The organism is Rhizobium sp. NZLR1b (assembly GCF_019685155.1).
Lineage (GTDB): Bacteria > Pseudomonadota > Alphaproteobacteria > Rhizobiales > Rhizobiaceae > Rhizobium.
Map to the genome: position 1 here is coordinate 55,154 of NZ_JABDWC010000022.1, position 15,301 is coordinate 70,454.

Annotated in this window: 18 protein-coding genes and 2 pseudogenes; 5 read left to right on the forward strand and 15 right to left on the reverse strand. The window is 61.8% G+C overall.

Annotated features, from left to right (window positions below; translation table 11 throughout):
- Positions 1–135: 135 nt before the first annotated feature.
- Genes ntrC through dusB form a run of 3 tightly spaced genes read right to left on the reverse strand, consistent with a single transcriptional unit; the run spans position 136 to position 3,730 of the window.
- On the reverse strand, positions 136–1,587 hold the full coding sequence (ntrC, locus tag HJB84_RS25715) for a nitrogen regulation protein NR(I) (protein WP_207584113.1): 1,452 nt from the start codon (positions 1,585–1,587) through the stop codon (positions 136–138).
- Entirely contained in the window at positions 1,584–2,738 is a 1,155-nt protein-coding gene (locus HJB84_RS25720; RefSeq protein WP_207584112.1) for a nitrogen regulation protein NR(II), read from the reverse strand. Before HJB84_RS25720 ends, ntrC begins: the two co-directional genes overlap by 4 nt.
- The gene (dusB, locus tag HJB84_RS25725; RefSeq protein WP_221117258.1) at positions 2,735–3,730 is read right to left on the reverse strand and encodes a tRNA dihydrouridine synthase DusB; all 996 of its coding nucleotides are present in this window, start codon (positions 3,728–3,730) and stop codon (positions 2,735–2,737) included. The genes HJB84_RS25720 and dusB overlap by 4 nt, the downstream gene beginning before the upstream one ends.
- Before the next feature lie 166 nt (positions 3,731–3,896).
- Between dusB and HJB84_RS25730 the strand changes: the two genes are divergently transcribed.
- Positions 3,897–5,114: a bifunctional 2-C-methyl-D-erythritol 4-phosphate cytidylyltransferase/2-C-methyl-D-erythritol 2,4-cyclodiphosphate synthase gene (locus tag HJB84_RS25730; RefSeq protein ID WP_221117259.1), complete on the forward strand. Its 1,218-nt coding sequence runs from the start codon at positions 3,897–3,899 to the stop codon at positions 5,112–5,114.
- The gene (locus tag HJB84_RS25735; protein WP_221117260.1) at positions 5,111–5,614 is read left to right on the forward strand and encodes a CinA family protein; all 504 of its coding nucleotides are present in this window, start codon (positions 5,111–5,113) and stop codon (positions 5,612–5,614) included. Before HJB84_RS25730 ends, HJB84_RS25735 begins: the two co-directional genes overlap by 4 nt.
- A 23-nt stretch (positions 5,615–5,637) precedes the next feature.
- Here HJB84_RS25735 and HJB84_RS25740 read toward each other — a convergent pair whose 3' ends face one another.
- From HJB84_RS25740 to HJB84_RS25750, 4 genes and pseudogenes are all read right to left on the reverse strand, one after another.
- The gene (locus HJB84_RS25740; RefSeq protein ID WP_209884844.1) at positions 5,638–6,090 is read right to left on the reverse strand and encodes a type II toxin-antitoxin system RatA family toxin; all 453 of its coding nucleotides are present in this window, start codon (positions 6,088–6,090) and stop codon (positions 5,638–5,640) included.
- A 9-nt stretch (positions 6,091–6,099) separates the two neighbouring features.
- Positions 6,100–6,171 (reverse strand): annotated as a pseudogene (locus HJB84_RS33715) (AAA family ATPase); the annotation flags it as partial.
- Between the two features lie 56 nt (positions 6,172–6,227).
- Positions 6,228–6,758, reverse strand: a pseudogene (locus HJB84_RS25745) (cytochrome b).
- On the reverse strand, positions 6,739–7,215 hold the full coding sequence (locus tag HJB84_RS25750) for a MarR family winged helix-turn-helix transcriptional regulator (RefSeq protein ID WP_221117261.1): 477 nt from the start codon (positions 7,213–7,215) through the stop codon (positions 6,739–6,741). Before HJB84_RS25750 ends, HJB84_RS25745 begins: the two are co-directional and overlap by 20 nt.
- 96 nt (positions 7,216–7,311) lie before the next feature.
- On the opposite strand from HJB84_RS25750, the gene HJB84_RS25755 reads away from it, so the two are divergent.
- Together HJB84_RS25755 and HJB84_RS25760 are read left to right on the forward strand one after the other, a co-directional pair.
- The gene (locus tag HJB84_RS25755; protein ID WP_221117262.1) at positions 7,312–7,680 is read left to right on the forward strand and encodes an antibiotic biosynthesis monooxygenase; all 369 of its coding nucleotides are present in this window, start codon (positions 7,312–7,314) and stop codon (positions 7,678–7,680) included.
- A gap of 24 nt (positions 7,681–7,704) precedes the next feature.
- Entirely contained in the window at positions 7,705–8,151 is a 447-nt protein-coding gene (locus HJB84_RS25760; protein ID WP_207584106.1) for a DUF1772 domain-containing protein, read from the forward strand.
- A gap of 26 nt (positions 8,152–8,177) precedes the next feature.
- Here HJB84_RS25760 and HJB84_RS25765 read toward each other — a convergent pair whose 3' ends face one another.
- Entirely contained in the window at positions 8,178–8,738 is a 561-nt protein-coding gene (locus HJB84_RS25765) for an AAA family ATPase (RefSeq protein ID WP_221117296.1), read from the reverse strand.
- A gap of 150 nt (positions 8,739–8,888) precedes the next feature.
- On the opposite strand from HJB84_RS25765, the gene HJB84_RS25770 reads away from it, so the two are divergent.
- On the forward strand, positions 8,889–9,551 hold the full coding sequence (locus HJB84_RS25770; protein ID WP_259671169.1) for a class I SAM-dependent methyltransferase: 663 nt from the start codon (positions 8,889–8,891) through the stop codon (positions 9,549–9,551).
- A 9-nt stretch (positions 9,552–9,560) separates the two neighbouring features.
- On the opposite strand, the gene lipA is transcribed toward HJB84_RS25770, so the two are convergent.
- The 7 genes from lipA to HJB84_RS25805 form a co-directional block, all read right to left on the reverse strand.
- Positions 9,561–10,532 carry a lipoyl synthase gene (gene lipA / locus HJB84_RS25775; RefSeq protein WP_221117263.1) on the reverse strand — a complete coding sequence of 324 codons (972 nt, stop codon included), beginning with the start codon at positions 10,530–10,532 and terminating at the stop codon, positions 9,561–9,563.
- Between the two features lie 45 nt (positions 10,533–10,577).
- Entirely contained in the window at positions 10,578–10,826 is a 249-nt protein-coding gene (locus HJB84_RS25780; RefSeq protein ID WP_012757333.1) for a GlsB/YeaQ/YmgE family stress response membrane protein, read from the reverse strand.
- A gap of 24 nt (positions 10,827–10,850) precedes the next feature.
- Entirely contained in the window at positions 10,851–11,105 is a 255-nt protein-coding gene (locus HJB84_RS25785; protein WP_003539329.1) for a GlsB/YeaQ/YmgE family stress response membrane protein, read from the reverse strand.
- Positions 11,106–11,242: 137 nt separating this feature from the next.
- Positions 11,243–12,688, reverse strand: a complete 1,446-nt coding sequence (lpdA, locus tag HJB84_RS25790) for a dihydrolipoyl dehydrogenase (RefSeq protein WP_221117264.1) — start codon at positions 12,686–12,688, stop codon at positions 11,243–11,245.
- A 16-nt stretch (positions 12,689–12,704) separates the two neighbouring features.
- Positions 12,705–13,286 carry an N-acetyltransferase gene (locus HJB84_RS25795; RefSeq protein WP_221117265.1) on the reverse strand — a complete coding sequence of 194 codons (582 nt, stop codon included), beginning with the start codon at positions 13,284–13,286 and terminating at the stop codon, positions 12,705–12,707.
- 2 nt (positions 13,287–13,288) lie between these two features.
- Positions 13,289–13,930, reverse strand: a complete 642-nt coding sequence (locus HJB84_RS25800) for an SGNH/GDSL hydrolase family protein (protein WP_207584100.1) — start codon at positions 13,928–13,930, stop codon at positions 13,289–13,291.
- Between the two features lie 19 nt (positions 13,931–13,949).
- The gene (locus HJB84_RS25805) at positions 13,950–15,299 is read right to left on the reverse strand and encodes a pyruvate dehydrogenase complex dihydrolipoamide acetyltransferase (protein WP_221117266.1); all 1,350 of its coding nucleotides are present in this window, start codon (positions 15,297–15,299) and stop codon (positions 13,950–13,952) included.
- Between the last annotated feature and the right edge of the window lie 2 nt (positions 15,300–15,301).

Genomic DNA, 15,301 nt, shown 5'->3' on the forward strand with positions numbered 1-15,301 from the left:
CCATGTTCATGAAGCGCTATCTGATACCGGGCCAGCTCAGCCGGCGCGTGCGCCGATGAGCAATTCATGAGCGTCATCGCGACCGGGAGGATGCGTTCGACATCCCTCCGTAGTACCGCGCAAGCCCGAACACGCTCAGGCGGTGCGGGAACTTCTGTAGACCGAGACACCCAGCTCCCTGATCTTCTTGCGCAAGGTATTGCGGTTGAGACCGAGAAGATCGGCTGCTTTGATCTGGTTGCCGCGCGTTGCCGTGAGCGCGGCGAGGATCAGCGGATATTCCATTTCCGTCAGCACGCGGTCATAGAGGCCGGGCGGCGGCAGGTTTTCACCGAAGCCTGAGAAATAGGTGCGCATGTTCTCCTCGACGGCCTGGGCGATCGTCATCGAGCCGTTGCGGATCGGACCCTTGTCGATCGGGCTGTCGGGCACATCGGAGCGCAACTCGGCGTCGATGATCTCGCGGGTGATGACATCCTGAGGATAGAGCGCCACCAGACGGCGGATGAGATTTTCCAGTTCGCGGACATTGCCCGGCCAGGCATAGGCCTTCATCAGTTCCAGCGCTTCCTGATCGAAGCGCTTGGAGCCAAGACCTTCCTTTTCGGCCTGCTGGATGAAATGGCGCACGAGATCGGGAATGTCCTCGGCGCGATCGCGCAGCGGCGGCAGGCGCAGCGGCACGACATTGAGGCGGTAATAGAGGTCCTCGCGGAACAGGCCCTGATTAATCGCCTGCTTCAGGTCCTTATTGGTGGCGGCGACGATGCGCACGTCGGTGCGGATCGGCGTGCGGCCGCCGACGGTGGTGTATTCGCCCTGCTGCAGCACGCGCAGAAGCCGCGTCTGGGCGTCCATCGGCATGTCACCGATTTCGTCGAGGAAGAGCGTGCCACCTTCGGCCTGCTCGAAGCGGCCGGTCGAGCGGGTCTGCGCACCGGTGAAGGCGCCCTTCTCATGGCCGAACAGTTCCGATTCGATCAGGTCACGCGGGATCGCCGCCATGTTGATCGCCACGAACGGGCCGTTGCGGCGCTTGCCGTAGTCATGCAGGGCGCGGGCGACGAGCTCCTTGCCGGTGCCGGATTCGCCGGTGATCATCAGCGTCAGGTCCGTCTGCATCAGGCGGGCGAGAACGCGATAGATTTCCTGCATCGCCGCCGAACGGCCGACGAGCGGCATGCCGTCCTGCATATCGTCTTCGAGCTTGGCCGGCTTGCGCTTCGGCTCGGAGAGCGCACGGCCGATGATGCCGATCAGCTCGGTGAGATCGAAGGGCTTCGGCAGATAGTCGTAAGCGCCCTTTTCCGAGGCCTTGATGGCGGTCATGAAGGTGTTCTGCGCGCTCATGACAAGAACGGGCAGGTCGGGACGCGCCTTCTTGATGCGCGGCAGCAGGTCGAAGGCGTTTTCGTCCGGCATCACCACATCGGTGACGACCAGATCGCCCTCACCCGCCGAAATCCAGCGCCAGAGGGTAGCGGCGTTGGAGGTGATGCGGACGTCATAGCCGGCGCGGCTCAAAGCCTGGTTGAGCACGGTCCGGATGGCCGCATCATCATCTGCAACGAGGATCGTAGCTGTCATCGAGAAGGTCCTGTCGAGCTTGCTATAGAGGCGTCCTCGAGCGAAGCGTCCTTGGACGCCGGCATGAGAACGCGGAATGTCGTGCGGCTGTTCTGGCTGTCGCATTCGATGATGCCGCCATGATTGCCGATGATCTTGGCGACGAGCGCTAAGCCGAGGCCGCTGCCGTTCGGCTTGGTGGTGATGAAGGGATCGAAGAGATGCGGCAACAGATCGGCAGGAACGCCGGGGCCATTGTCGTGAACGCAGAATTCCAGCGGCAGCGAGATCTTTTCGCGCGTGCCGGCAACCGAGAGACGGATGCCGGGCCGATAGGCCGTCGTCAACATAATCTCGCCTTCCGGCCGATCACCGACCGCTTCCGCGGCGTTCTTGACGAGATTGAGGAAGACTTGGACGAGCTGGTCGCGATTGGCATAGACCGCCGGCAGCGACGGGTCGTAGCTCTCGGTGACGCGGATGTTGCGGGCAAAACCGGCCTTGGCGACGGCCTTCACATGATCGAGCACGGAATGGATGTTGACCGGCATGCGGTCGACGGGGCGTTCGTCGGAAAAGACTTCCATGCGATCGACCAGCGAGACGATGCGGTCGGTCTCGTCGCAGATCAGCCGGGTCAGCGCCCGGTCTTCGTCGACCGCAGACTGTTCGAGCAGCTGGGCAGCACCACGAATGCCGGAGAGCGGATTCTTGATTTCATGCGCCAGCATCGAGGCGAGACCGGTCACCGATCGAGCAGCGGCGCGATGCGTCAGCTGCCGGTCGATCTTGTCGGCCATTGAGCGTTCCTGAAAGACGATGACGACGGCGCCGGGTTCGCTGAGCACCGGGGCGACATAGAGATCGACGAGCTTGTCCTGGCCGAGGCGCGGCGAACTCAGGTCGACGCGATATTCGTTGACCGGGGCCTTGCGCTCGCGCACCTGGTCAATCAGGGCAAGCAGCGGGCTGCCGAAGGGAATGAAGGTCGAGATGCGGTAACGCGCCAGATGCGGGGCGCTGGCACCGAAGAAGGCCTCCGCCTCCCAATTGGCGAAAACGACGAAACCGGATTCGTCGACCATGACGACGGGGTTCTGGATGGCGTTGAGCACGGCCATGGCGACGGTCCCGCCGGCGTGATCGGGCGGAGAAGTCATATCCTTCGTCATGCCGCCTCCCGGCTGTCGACAACAGTTGATGCCAGCGCATCGTAAAGGCGCGCCGCCACCTCGCGCGGATCGCGCGAGGTCATGATCGCTGCCTTTTCGCCACCGGTGAGATCAGCGGCGAAACGCTGGAGATACCAGCCGAGATGCTTGCGGGCATGGCGGATCCCCACCGCCTCGCCGTAGAAATCGAGCATCATCGCGTAATGTTCGACGGCGACATCGGCGATCTCCTGCCGGTGCGGCTCGGCGCCACCGGCGATAACGCCGGCATGCCACGGCCTGCCTTGACAGCCCCTGCCGATCATGACGGCATCGGCACCGGAGCGGCGCAATATTTCCTGCGCGTCCTCTGCAGTTTCGACATCGCCATTGGCGATCAGCGGAATGGAGATCGCCTCGCGGACGGCGCGGATCGCATCCCAATCAGCACGGCCTTCATAAAATTGCATGCGGGTGCGCCCATGAATGGTCACCAGCCGGATGCCGGCCGCCTCGGCGCGGCGCGCGATGTCGGGCGCGTTGATGGAATTTTCATCCCAGCCGAGGCGCATCTTCAGCGTCACTGGAATGTCGACGGCCTTGACCGTCGCCTCGATCAGGCCGAGCGCATGATCGGGATCGCGCATCAGCGCCGAGCCGGAATAACCGCCGATCACCTTCTTCGCCGGGCAGCCCATGTTGATGTCGATGATATCGGCGCCGTGATCGGCAGCGATCTTCGCCGCCTCAGCCATCCAGTGCGCTTCGCGGCCAGCGAGCTGCACCATATGCGGCCTGAAGCCCGCGGCCCGCAGCCGCGACCAGGATTCGGCGGTGTCGTTGACCAGTTCGCGGCTTGCCACCATTTCGGTGACGACGAGGCCGGCACCGAAGCGCCAGGCGAGCTCGCGGAAGGGCATGTCCGTGACGCCGGACATCGGCGCCAGCACGACGCGGTTCCGCACGGAGACGGGTCCTACTCGGAAAGGCGCTGCGAGGTCCTTGGAAATCAAATGATTATCTTTCGGGCATGCTGTGGAACTGCATGATTTTTAGCCATTGTTCCCCGGCTTGCCAAGGGGGCTGGGATCGAAATCGATATTTTTCGGGCAGATGCTGGAAAAGGCCAAAGCAAGACGTTAGAGCACTCGGGTCAATTCCGCATATTTTAGGGGATTTATGCTGCAAATGCCTTCTAAGCAACCGATATCGGCTGGAATTGTCATCGTTGCCGCCGGCCGCGGCGAGCGTGCAGGCTCCTCAAAGGAAGGCCCCAAGCAATATCGCATGATCGGCGGCAAGCCGGTTATCGTGCATACGCTTGAAAACTTCATGACATGGGAAGCGGCGACCGAGATCGTCGTCGTCATTCATCCCGATGACGAGGCGCTGTTTGCCAGAGCCTTTCGCCACATCATCTCGGCAACACCGATCGAAACGGTGCATGGCGGCGCGACCCGGCAGCAATCCGTGCTGGCCGGTCTCAGATATCTCAAGGACAAGCAAATCAGCCATGTGCTGATCCACGATGCCGTGCGGCCGTTCTTCGACCACGTGCTTCTCGACCGCATTACCGAGAGCCTCGGCGACGGCGCGCAGGCGGTGCTGCCGGCGATCCCGGTCACCGACACGCTGAAACGCGCCGACAGCGCCGGCACCGTGCTGACGACCGTTTCGCGCGAGCACCTCTACGCGGCGCAGACGCCGCAGTCCTTCGCCTTCGAAACGATCCTTGACGCGCATGAACAGGCGGCGGCGAGCGGGCGAAGCGATTTCACCGACGATGCCTCAATCGCCGAATGGCTGGGCATTCCGGTGACGATCGTCGAGGGCACGCCCGATAACGTCAAGCTGACGGTGAAGAAGGATATCGCCATGGCCGACGACAAGCTGTCGACGTCACCGCTTCCCGATGTGCGCACCGGCAATGGGTACGACGTGCACCAGCTTGAAGCAGGCGATGGCGTGACGCTCTGCGGTGTGTTCATTCCGCATGACCAGAAGCTCAAAGGACATTCCGATGCCGACGTCGCGCTGCATGCGCTGACGGACGCGCTGCTTGCCACCTGCGGCGCCGGCGATATCGGCGATCATTTCCCGCCATCCGACCCGCGATGGAAGGGCGCGGCGTCGCGGATCTTCATCGAGCATGCCGCCCGGATCGTGCGCGATCACGGCGGCACGATCATGAATGCCGACGTCTCGCTGATCGCCGAGGCGCCGAAGGTCGGCCCGCATCGCCAAGCCATGCGGGCGAAACTGTCGGATTATCTCGGTATCGATATCGAGCGCTGCTCGGTCAAGGCGACCACCAACGAGACGATCGGCTTCGTCGGCCGGCGCGAAGGCATCGCGGCGATCGCCACGGCGACCGTCGTCTATCGCGGGAGGAAATGATGAGCCTTTTTCCTCAGGATATTCTGTCGGCGGCGGAGACGATCATCCGTGACTTCACCACCGCCGGGCTGGTGATCTCGACCGCCGAATCCTGCACCGGCGGATTGATCGCCGGCGCGCTGACCGAGATATCGGGCTCCTCGGCCGTCGTCGACCGCGGCTTCGTGACCTATACCAATACCGCGAAGATCGAATTGCTCGGCGTGCAAGCGGAAACGCTGCTGCGCTTCGGGGCGGTGTCGGAGGAAACGGCGCGGCAGATGATGCATGGCGCCCTCTTCCGCTCGCGCGCCGCAATCGCCATTGCCGTCACCGGCATTGCCGGCCCCGGCGGCGGATCGCCCGAAAAACCCGTCGGCCTCGTGCATCTCGCCGCCAAGTCACGCGCCGGCGCGCTCATCCATCGAAAGATGCTCTATGGCGATATCGGCCGCAGCGAGGTTCGGCTGGCAACCGTCCGGACGGCGCTGGAAATGGTGCACTCGCTCCTCGCCGGCTGACGACACCTTCGGCAGTCGCCGCGTCAGGCCGTCGTGTAGATCCGGTTTGCCCTGGTCTCGAAGGCTTCGGTGAACATGCGGAAGGCGCGGTCGAACATCGAGCCCATCAACGCCCCGAGGATGCGGCTCTTGAACTCATAGTCGATGAAGAAATCGACGGTGCAGCCGCCGGTCGGCGTCTCGGCGAAATGCCAGCGATTGTCGAGATATCTGAACGGACCATCGATATATTTGACCTCGATAACGTGCTCGGCCCGGTTCAGCAGCACCTGGGTCGTGAAGGTCTCGCGGATCGCCTTGTAGCCGACCGTCATATCGGCGACGAGCAGGATCTTGCCGTCGCGCTCCTTGCGGCTCCTGATGGCCAGGGCCTCGCAGAGCGGCAGAAATTCCGGATAGCGCTCGACATCGGCAACGAGGTCAAACATCTGCTCGGGTGTGTGCGGGACGGGACGATGGGTTTCGAATTGCGGCATAGGCGGCAATTAAGCGGGCCGGCCGAGAAGATCAAGAAGCTCGCGCATCTGACGACGGGATTTTAGCTGAAGAATTGGCATGCCAGCGGTGCGACTTTCTCGTCGCAAGCGCGGTTCCGGGATGCCTAGTTTCGTTCTCAGCGCCCATACCACATGCGCCAGAGCAACGCGTCGCTGCGGATGAACTGATGGAATAGTGCCGCCCCAACATGGGTGAAGAGCAGCGCGAGCAGTAGATTGGCCCCAAGCCCATGTGGCAGGCGCGGTGAAAAGAGGTGGAAGTCCGGCAATTCCGTGCCAGCTCCGAATATGGCTTGCACCGCGCCGCTCAGCGCGATCATGCCGAAACCGCTCGCGATCATGCCGAGGATGACGACATAGAGGACAAGATGAACAACGCGCGCCAACCGCTCTTGCTACGAGGGTGCCCCCTTCGCTGGCAGCGGTTTCTTATCGAAAAGCGACCACCAGGCGATGCGACACACGGTCAGCAAAAGAACCATGATCGCTGCTGGGATATGCACGCGGAGAAGCGCCGCCTTTGCGAGCGGCTCGACGGCATTTCCGGCTCGGAAACCGGAGACAAGGGCAACGAGCAAGACTATCGCGGTCAGCCAATGCATGGTGACGGCGATTGTGCCGTAACGATCAGTCGTGCTTTTCCGCATCGATTTCTCCTTCGAGACTGTGCCGCAGCGTCATCATAACGCGATGCGCGGTTTGGATTTCGGCAAGTGAAAGTCCTCCGGCCATGGCGTTGACGCGCGGATTGTAGGCAGCGATCGCGGCATCGTAAGCTTGCTGTCCTTTCCCGGTCAGCACGACGAGTTGCGCTCGCCGGTGATGCGGGTTGGGTTCGAATTCGACCAGCCCTTCTCCGTACAGATCATTGACGATGCGCTGCACGTTCTGGCGGTTGGCACCGAGGTCCCGGGCGAGCCATGCCACCGGCTGCGGCCGATCGGCATGCACGATCGCCCCCAATATCTGCCAGCGTGCGCAGGTCAGCCCGTAGGGCGCAACTAGTCGGTCTCCCCAGATCAAGGTCAAGTTGTTCACCCGAAACATCGAAAGGATCAGATCCGTCAAGGCCTCGCCTATCGGGGTTCGTGTCGCTTCATCCATCTGTCACCATATGTCGTTATTGACATCATCATGTCAAGTTAATATGTATGCATCACACCAGATTGACATCATTATACCAATATGAAGGAGTCTTAAATGACGCATATGCAACCACTTGACGAGAATTTTCCGATCCAGCGCCAGCTCGATGTCGATGCAACCCCGGTCGTGCTGATCAATCTCTTCACGCTCGACCGCGCTGATGAGTCGCGCTTCCTCGAAGTCTGGAGCCGTGACGCTGATTTTATGAAGCGACAGCCCGGCTTCATCTCGACGCAGCTCCATCGAGCGCTCGGCCAAAGCATGGCTTATCTGAACTATGCGGTGTGGCAATCGAATGAAGCATTCCGCGCTGCGTTCAATCATCCCGACTTCCGCGCCCAGGTCGCCGCGTATCCGGCATCCGCGGTTGCAAGACCGCACCTGTTTCAGAAGATCGCCGTAGCCGGCATCTGCACAGCTTGAGCATCATTAGAAGGAAGCAACCACATGTCACTGCTGTTCAAAATCATGGCAATCGCCGGTCCTGCGGGGTTCGGGGGCGTCATGCTCGCCATCGGAATCATCCTTGGCGGACACTGGAAGAGCCTGCCTCCCGCCGATTTCCTTGACTCGTTCGGCAGGTATGGCGGCTTTATCCAACGCGCCATTCCACTCGTCGTGATCCCAACGCTGATCGGGGTGGCCGGCATGCTCTGGATCGACTGGAGCAATGCGGCAACGCGCAACCTCTGGCTTGCCGAGGCGGGCTGTATCGCCGCTATTCTCGTGCTGACGATGGCCTATTTTGTGCCTAGCAACGACGCTTTCGGCGCAAAGGCGGTGGCAGCCGACCAGGTTTCGGCGAAGCTCGACACCTGGCTGTTCGTTCACAACTTCCGCATCGCCCTCGCCTTTGCTGCCTCTTCGCTCGGAGTGTGGGCCATCAGCCGGTGAAAGGAAACGCTCATGCGGTCACGTTCCTAAGCACTAGTAGCGGCGAGCCGGCTAGCTGCTGCGCGTGATGTTATGACGACAGTGGAATTTGCAAGCCCATAGTCCCGAAGGGCGGCCTCGATCAAGGGGACCGCATCCCGCTCGAAATTCCAGATATAGGCGAGAGCATCCAGCGAGAGGCCTTCAGGGCATCCGGCGGGCAGTTCGGGACGGTCGCGCCCAAAATAACGAAACGCTCTTGAGACGATACCGTAGAGGCATGCATATCTTGGCGGGCGAAGCCAAATGACCGCATCGGCGCGTGGCAGGCGGAGATGGAAGGAGCTGAGGCCGGTCCCATCCATGATCCAGCGTTCCGCCGCCGCGGCAGTGGCGATCAGGCGGTCGATCTCGTCGCGCGGCCTCTTTCTCCAGCCGGGCAGCCAATAGAAGTCGCGGTCCATGGAGATGTAGCCAAGGTCGAGGGCTCGCGAAAGCCGCTTTGCGAGCGTGCTCTTGCCGCTGCCGGGGCAGCCGATCACCAGGATACGGTCGGCGCTTCTGACGATTTCCGCCGGACGAACCGGGTCAACGACATGGATTGGCATGGATTTCGATGTCTGTTCCACCGGCTGATTGCCCTGACGATCCTTAATCTTGCCGATATAGTATAGTTATGGCACATTCCAATAACATTGCTTGCCAGACCGGACTACTGAACCTATATGTGGGGCACCCAATTATGGGTGGTGGCGCACATGAGCTTTTTGACAGAACATTTCATCACAAATGCAAAAGATATACTTTTTGCCGGGAGCACACCTCTAGACTATAAATTTCTACAGTCCGAATTTTTGTTCGACCACCGACTGAAGAGCAGACAATTCCTCTGTGATTTGCTTCCTAAGGGTGGTGTCGGCGCTGAGCTTGGCGTGTTCACCGGATTGTTCTCGACCATTCTGCTCGACCGGGCCAGACCGAAGTCCGCCTATTTCGTCGACCCTTGGTGGTTGATTTTCGGAAATCGCTATCCGGACTGGGGCATTTATACCGCCAATGGCCGGTTATCGACTAGGCGTGCCCACGATGTGGCTTCGCGACGTATCAAAAAGAATGCGCATGGCGCAAGCGTATCGGTGCATGTGGCCTATTCAGTACCCTTCCTTGAGCAGCTTCCCGACGACCATCTTGACTGGGTCTATCTGGATTCTTCGCATTCCTATGCTGGCACGGCCGAGGAGCTCAAAGTGCTGAGGCGTAAGGTAAAACCGGGCGGTATTGTCGCCGGTGACGATTGGCACGACACTCTCGGGCATACCCACAGTGGCGTAGCTGTCGCCGTTCGCGAGGCAGTCGAGGTTGGCGCGTTCCAGATGATCGGCAGCTACCCCGCGCTGCAATGGGCGATACGCCGACCCTGAGGCCGGCTCTTACTCGGCGGCGATCAGCAGCTTCTTTTCGCGCGCCGCTCTCAGCCGGGCGAAATCGTCGCCGGCATGGTGGGAGGAGCGGGTCAGCGGGCTGGAGGCGACCATCAGGAAGCCCTTGCTGTAGGCGACGGTCTCATAAGACTTGAACTCGTCTGGAGTGACGAAGCTTTCGACCCTGTGATGTTTGCGGGTCGGCTGCAGGTACTGGCCGATCGTCAGGAAATCGACGTCGGCGGTGCGCAGATCGTCCATCAGCTGCAGCACCTCGTTGCGCTCCTCGCCGAGGCCGACCATGATGCCCGATTTGGTGAACATGGTGGGATCGAGTTCCTTCACCCGCTGCAGCAGGCGGACCGAATGGAAATAGCGCGCGCCGGGGCGAACCGTCAGATAGTTGCCGGGCACCGTTTCCATATTGTGGTTGAAAACGTCAGGCTTGGCGGCGACAACGCGTTCCAGCGCACCAGGCTTCTTCAGGAAATCCGGCGTCAGGATCTCGATCGTCGTCATCGGCGAGGCTGCGCGGATCGCCCAGATCACCTTTTCGAAGTGTTCGGCGCCGCCGTCCTCCAGGTCGTCACGGTCGACCGAGGTGATGACGACGTGGGATAGGCCCATCTCCTTGACCGCCTTGGCGACATTCTCCGGCTCGGCCATATCGAGCGCGTTCGGCTTGCCGGTGGCGACGTTGCAGAAGGCGCAGGCGCGAGTACAGATCTCGCCCATGATCATGAAAGTGGCGTGCTTCTTGTCCCAGCACTCGCCGATATTCGGGCAGCCGGCCTCTTCGCAGACGGTGACGAGCTTGTGCTCCTTCACGATCGCGCGCGTCTCGGCATACCCCTTGGAGGTCGGCGCCTTGACGCGGATCCAGTCCGGCTTGCGCATGACTTCCGTATCGGGCCGATGCGCCTTTTCGGGATGGCGCACGCGCTTGGCGTCAGGATTGATCGTGTCGAGAATGGTCACCATTGCAGTATCAGCTTTCTACCGCTCCTTGCGGCAAATCATCCGGATCTAGCGCCGCACGAGCCGCGCCAGGAATATCAGCAGGCAGGCGCCGAGGAAACCCGTCACGAAGTAACCGAGCCGCCCACCGACCACTTCGACATGAAACTGCGCGAGCACGGCGCTGGCGACGACCGAACCGACGATGCCGAGCACGATGTTCAGGAAAATCCCGTATCGCGCTTCCATCAGCTTACCGGCGAGCCAGCCCGCAAGTCCGCCGATGATGATTGCCGAAATCCAGCCGACACTTTCCATTCTGCCCTGCCCTTCAGTTGCGCCTCAAGCGACCGCTCTGGCGATCAGCACCACGATGATGGCGCCGACGGTGGCGTGGATGATCTGTACCACCAGCGCATTTTCAATGCCCAGCGAAATACCGAGCGCGCTGAACAGATAACCGCCGACGAAGGCGCCGATGATGCCGCTCAGCAGGCACCTTATCAAGCCGCCGCCACCGACGACCAGACTTGCGAGAAAGCCTGCGACCAGGCCGATCAGCAAAAACACCAGCAACGCCTGTGTCTCCATAGACATGATGATTTCCTTTCGTTTTTTCCACCCCGGAGGAATAAGCCACGACGGGAATGGTTTTGGCCAACCCGGGGGATGGCTTACGCCACCCGGGCGGGACGGCTTTGCCGCCCTGAGATAAAGTGCGGCCTTGGAAATTATCAAGCGTTCAGCACACGGCCGTAAGCATCGAGAACCGCTTCCTTCATCGTTTCGGAAACGGTGGGATGCGGGAAGATGGTGTGCATCAGTTCTTCCTCGGTCGTTTCGAGGTTCATCGCGACGACGAAGCCCTGGATGAGCTCGGTGACTTCAGCGCCGACCATGTGGGCGCCGAGCAGCTCACCGGTCTTGTTGTCGAAGATCACCTTCACCATGCCCTGGTCTTCGCCGAGCGCGATCGCCTTGCCGTTCGCCGCGAAGGAGAAGCGGCCGACGCGGATGTCGCGGCCCTGTTCCTTGGCCTTGGCTTCGGTGATGCCGACTGAGGCGACCTGCGGATTGCAATAGGTGCAGCCCGGGACCTTGCCCTTATCAGTGGGATGAACGTTCGCCAAGCCGGCGATCTTTTCGACGCAGACCACGCCCTCATGCTCGGCCTTGTGCGCCAGCATCGGCGGGCCGGCGACATCGCCGATCGCATAGATGCCGGCGACACTGGTCTTGCCGTAACCGTCGATGACGACGCAGCCGCGGTCGGTCTTGACGCCGAGCGCCTCGAGGCCGAGGTTTTCGATGTTGCCCTGAACGCCGACGGCCGAAATCAGCCGGTCGGCAGTGATCTGCTGGACCTTGCCGTCTGCGGTCTCGACATGCGCGGTGATGCTGCCCGCACCTTTCTCGACCTTGGTGACCTTGGCGCTGGTGAAGATCTTGAGGCCGCGCTTTTCAAGCTGTTTGCGGGCGATGGCGGTAATCTCGGCATCCTCGACCGGCATGATGGTCGGCATGACTTCGACAACGGTCACGTCGACGCCCATCGAGCGATAGAAGCTTGCGAATTCGATACCGATCGCGCCCGAACCCATGACGATCAGCGACTTCGGCAGTGCATCCGGCTTCAGCGCCTCGAAATAGGTCCAGATCAGTTTACCATCAGGCTCGATGCCGGGCAGCGCGCGCGGGCGGGCGCCGGTGGCGATGATGATATGCTTGGCGGTATAGGTGCCCTCGCCCTTGACGTTCTTCGGCAGCGGGTGCTGCGGCTCGACGGCGGGCTTTGACGACTTGCCGACGACGATCTCGCCAGGCTTGGTTATCTTGCCCTCGCCCCAGATGATGTCGATCTTGTTCTTTTTCATCAGGAAGCCGACGCCGGCATTGAGACGGGCGGAGACGGCGCGCGAGCGGCCGACGACGGCCTTGGCATCCGGCTTGACCGTGCCTTCGAGAACGAGACCGTAATCCTTGAAGTGATTAGCATGGTCGAGCACCTCGGCCGAGCGCAGCAGCGCCTTTGTGGGTATGCAGCCCCAGTTCAGGCAGATGCCGCCCATATGCTCGCGCTCGACAATCGCGGTCTTGAGGCCGAGCTGGCTGGCGCGAATGGCGGCGACATAGCCGCCGGGGCCGGAGCCGATGATGATGACGTCGTAGGATTCAGCCATGTGTTTCCTGCCTTTGTTACGCTGCGCTGCGGGTCATGAGCACCCACGCGTGTCTTTTGCTGTTTTCGAAGAGCGGCACGGCATCGGCGCGCGCAGCCTCCAGGAATCCGTTTCTTCCATAAAGCGACAGAGCCGCTTCGTTATCACTTGCGGTAATGAGACTGACGGGGCGGCGATCGGCCCTGTCGATCTGATCCTCCAGCAGCCTGCGTCCGATGCCGATGCCGCGCAGATGGCGATAGACGCCGAGACTGCCGACGAACCAGCTTCCGACTACCGTTTTCTGCAAGGCGAGCATCGGCTCGGTCGCTGGAATCGTCGCCTCGATATCGCCTATGCCTTCCTGCAGCGCATGGCCGATCGCCACACCCGCGACCTCGCCATAGGCCTCGGCGATGACGGCATCCTGCCAGCCGCCGACAACTTCCTCTTCGCTCATCTTCAGCCGGCCCCGCTCTAAGGGCGTGTCGCTGATGCCGTTCGCCACATCGGCGAACCAGAGCCGGGAAGCAAAACCGTGCGAGGCAATATCCGCCAAGATCGCCAGCTCCGAGGCATCCCGCCGTGAGGCCTGCCGCAGGGCGATGAAGGCGGTCATGGTCAGATCCCCAGCATCATCCGTACGATCGATTCCAGCCCACGCCCGAGCGCACGCGTATTTTCCGCATCGAGGTGAATGCCGTCGATCGGTGTGGTCCTGGCGACGGAATTGCCGTCGAAAAAGCCGCAGCCGAGTTCGTCGGCAAGATCACGATAAAGGGTTGCAAGCTTTGCCGATTCGTCGATGCCGCCGGGAAAGGATGCGGCGAAAGGCACATTGCCGGTCGCGCAGATCGCCGGCGGCGCCACGATCAGGATCTCCGGCCCGTCGAATTCGAAGGGCCAGGCATGATTGCGGATCAGCCGTACGAGCCGGCTGATGCCCTGGCAGGCGGCAAAAGCCGAGCCGGCCACGACCGGCTTCATGTCGTTGGTGCCGAGCAGAAGGATGACGAGGTCGAGCGGCGCGTGCGTCTGCAGGATCGTCGGCAGAATGCGCGCACCGTTGCGGTCGCAGTCGGCCAGGTGATCGTCGAAAGCGGTCGTGCGACCATTCAGGCCTTCGGCAATGACACGCGCCTCACTGCCGAGCGCTGCCTGAAGCACGCTCGTCCAGCGATTCTTGTAGTCATGACGGCCGATCGTCTCGGCGTCATAACCCCAGGTCAGCGAGTCGCCATAACAAAGAACGGCCTTGGTCATTTCCGCCTCCGCCCAGTTGTCAGACCAGCATGCCCATCGGGTTTTCGATATAGCCCTTGAAGGCCTGGAGCAGCTCGGCGCCGAGCGCGCCATCGACGCAGCGATGGTCGGTCGACAGCGTGACCGACATCACGGTGGCGATAGCCATTTCGCCCTTCTTGACGACGACCCGCTGTTCGCCGGCGCCGACCGCAAGGATGGTCGCATGCGGCGGGTTGACGACGGCGGCGAAGTTCTTCACGCCCATCATCCCCATGTTCGAGACCGAGCTGGTGCCGCCCTGATATTCCTCGGGCTTCAGCTTGCGGTCCTTGGCCCGCTTGCCGAGATCGCGCATCTCGTTGGAGATCGCCGACAGCGTCTTCTGCTCGGCCTTGCGGATGATCGGGGTGATCAGGCCGCCGGGGATCGAGACGGCGACGCCGACATCGGCGTACTTGTGCTTGACCATGTTGTTGTCGGTCCAGGAGACGTTGGCATCCGGAACGTCGCGCAGCGACAGCGCCATGGCCTTGATGACCATGTCGTTGACCGAGAGCTTGTAGGCGGGAGCGCCATCCTTGCGCGGGGCTGCATCGTTCAGCTGGGCGCGCAACGCCATCAGAGCATCGAGCTCGCAATCGACGCTGACGTAGAAATGCGGGATCGTCTGCTTGGATTCGACCAGGCGTCTGGCGATCGTCTTGCGCATGCCGTCATGCGGCACGAGCTCGTAGGAACCCGGTTCGAACAGCTTGAGCACGGCCTCCTCGGAAGCGCCCTTCGGCGCTGCAGCGGCCGGAGCCGGAGCCGCAGCAGCTTGCGGAGCGGTAGCTGCGGGTGTGGCGGCCTTGGCGCCACCACCGGCAACGGCGGCTTCGACGTCGTTCTTGACGACGCGGCCATGCGGGCCGGAGCCCGCGACAGCCGAAAGGTCGATACCGGCCTCCTTGGCGAGCCTGCGGGCAAGCGGGGAAGAGAAGGTGCGACTGCCGTCTGGTGAAACCGATGCAGGTGCAGCGGCAGGTGCCGGTGCTGCAGCCGGAGCGGACTGGGCCGGTGCAGCCTCTTTTGCGGCCGGTGCGGCTTCGGCCTTCTGCGCCGGAGCGGGCGAGCCCGCGCCGCTTGCGGCGGCGGCGACATCCTCGCCATCGGCGGCGAGAACGGCGATCAGCGCATTGACCTTGACGCCTTCGGTGCCGGCGGCAACGACAAGTTTGGCGACCGTGCCTTCATCGACGGCTTCGACTTCCATCGTCGCCTTGTCGGTCTCGATCTCGGCGATCACATCGCCAGACTTGACCGTGTCGCCTTCCTTGACCAGCCATTTGGAAAGATTGCCTTCTTCCATGGTCGGAGAGAGGGCGGGCATCGTGATATTGATCGGCATCG

Coding starts and splice junctions, on each gene's coding strand:
- ntrC (WP_207584113.1), bottom strand. CDS start 1,587: ATGACAGCTACGATCCTCGTTGCAGATGATGATGCGGCCATCCGGACC.
- HJB84_RS25720 (WP_207584112.1), bottom strand. CDS start 2,738: ATGACGAAGGATATGACTTCTCCGCCCGATCACGCCGGCGGGACCGTC.
- HJB84_RS25730 (WP_221117259.1), top strand. CDS start 3,897: ATGCTGCAAATGCCTTCTAAGCAACCGATATCGGCTGGAATTGTCATC.
- HJB84_RS25735 (WP_221117260.1), top strand. CDS start 5,111: ATGATGAGCCTTTTTCCTCAGGATATTCTGTCGGCGGCGGAGACGATC.
- HJB84_RS25740 (WP_209884844.1), bottom strand. CDS start 6,090: ATGCCGCAATTCGAAACCCATCGTCCCGTCCCGCACACACCCGAGCAG.
- HJB84_RS25750 (WP_221117261.1), bottom strand. CDS start 7,215: ATGGATGAAGCGACACGAACCCCGATAGGCGAGGCCTTGACGGATCTG.
- HJB84_RS25755 (WP_221117262.1), top strand. CDS start 7,312: ATGACGCATATGCAACCACTTGACGAGAATTTTCCGATCCAGCGCCAG.
- HJB84_RS25760 (WP_207584106.1), top strand. CDS start 7,705: ATGTCACTGCTGTTCAAAATCATGGCAATCGCCGGTCCTGCGGGGTTC.
- HJB84_RS25765 (WP_221117296.1), bottom strand. CDS start 8,738: ATGCCAATCCATGTCGTTGACCCGGTTCGTCCGGCGGAAATCGTCAGA.
- HJB84_RS25770 (WP_259671169.1), top strand. CDS start 8,889: ATGAGCTTTTTGACAGAACATTTCATCACAAATGCAAAAGATATACTT.
- lipA (WP_221117263.1), bottom strand. CDS start 10,532: ATGGTGACCATTCTCGACACGATCAATCCTGACGCCAAGCGCGTGCGC.
- HJB84_RS25780 (WP_012757333.1), bottom strand. CDS start 10,826: ATGGAAAGTGTCGGCTGGATTTCGGCAATCATCATCGGCGGACTTGCG.
- HJB84_RS25785 (WP_003539329.1), bottom strand. CDS start 11,105: ATGTCTATGGAGACACAGGCGTTGCTGGTGTTTTTGCTGATCGGCCTG.
- lpdA (WP_221117264.1), bottom strand. CDS start 12,688: ATGGCTGAATCCTACGACGTCATCATCATCGGCTCCGGCCCCGGCGGC.
- HJB84_RS25795 (WP_221117265.1), bottom strand. CDS start 13,286: ATGACCGCCTTCATCGCCCTGCGGCAGGCCTCACGGCGGGATGCCTCG.
- HJB84_RS25800 (WP_207584100.1), bottom strand. CDS start 13,930: ATGACCAAGGCCGTTCTTTGTTATGGCGACTCGCTGACCTGGGGTTAT.
- HJB84_RS25805 (WP_221117266.1), bottom strand. CDS start 15,299: ATGCCGATCAATATCACGATGCCCGCCCTCTCTCCGACCATGGAAGAA.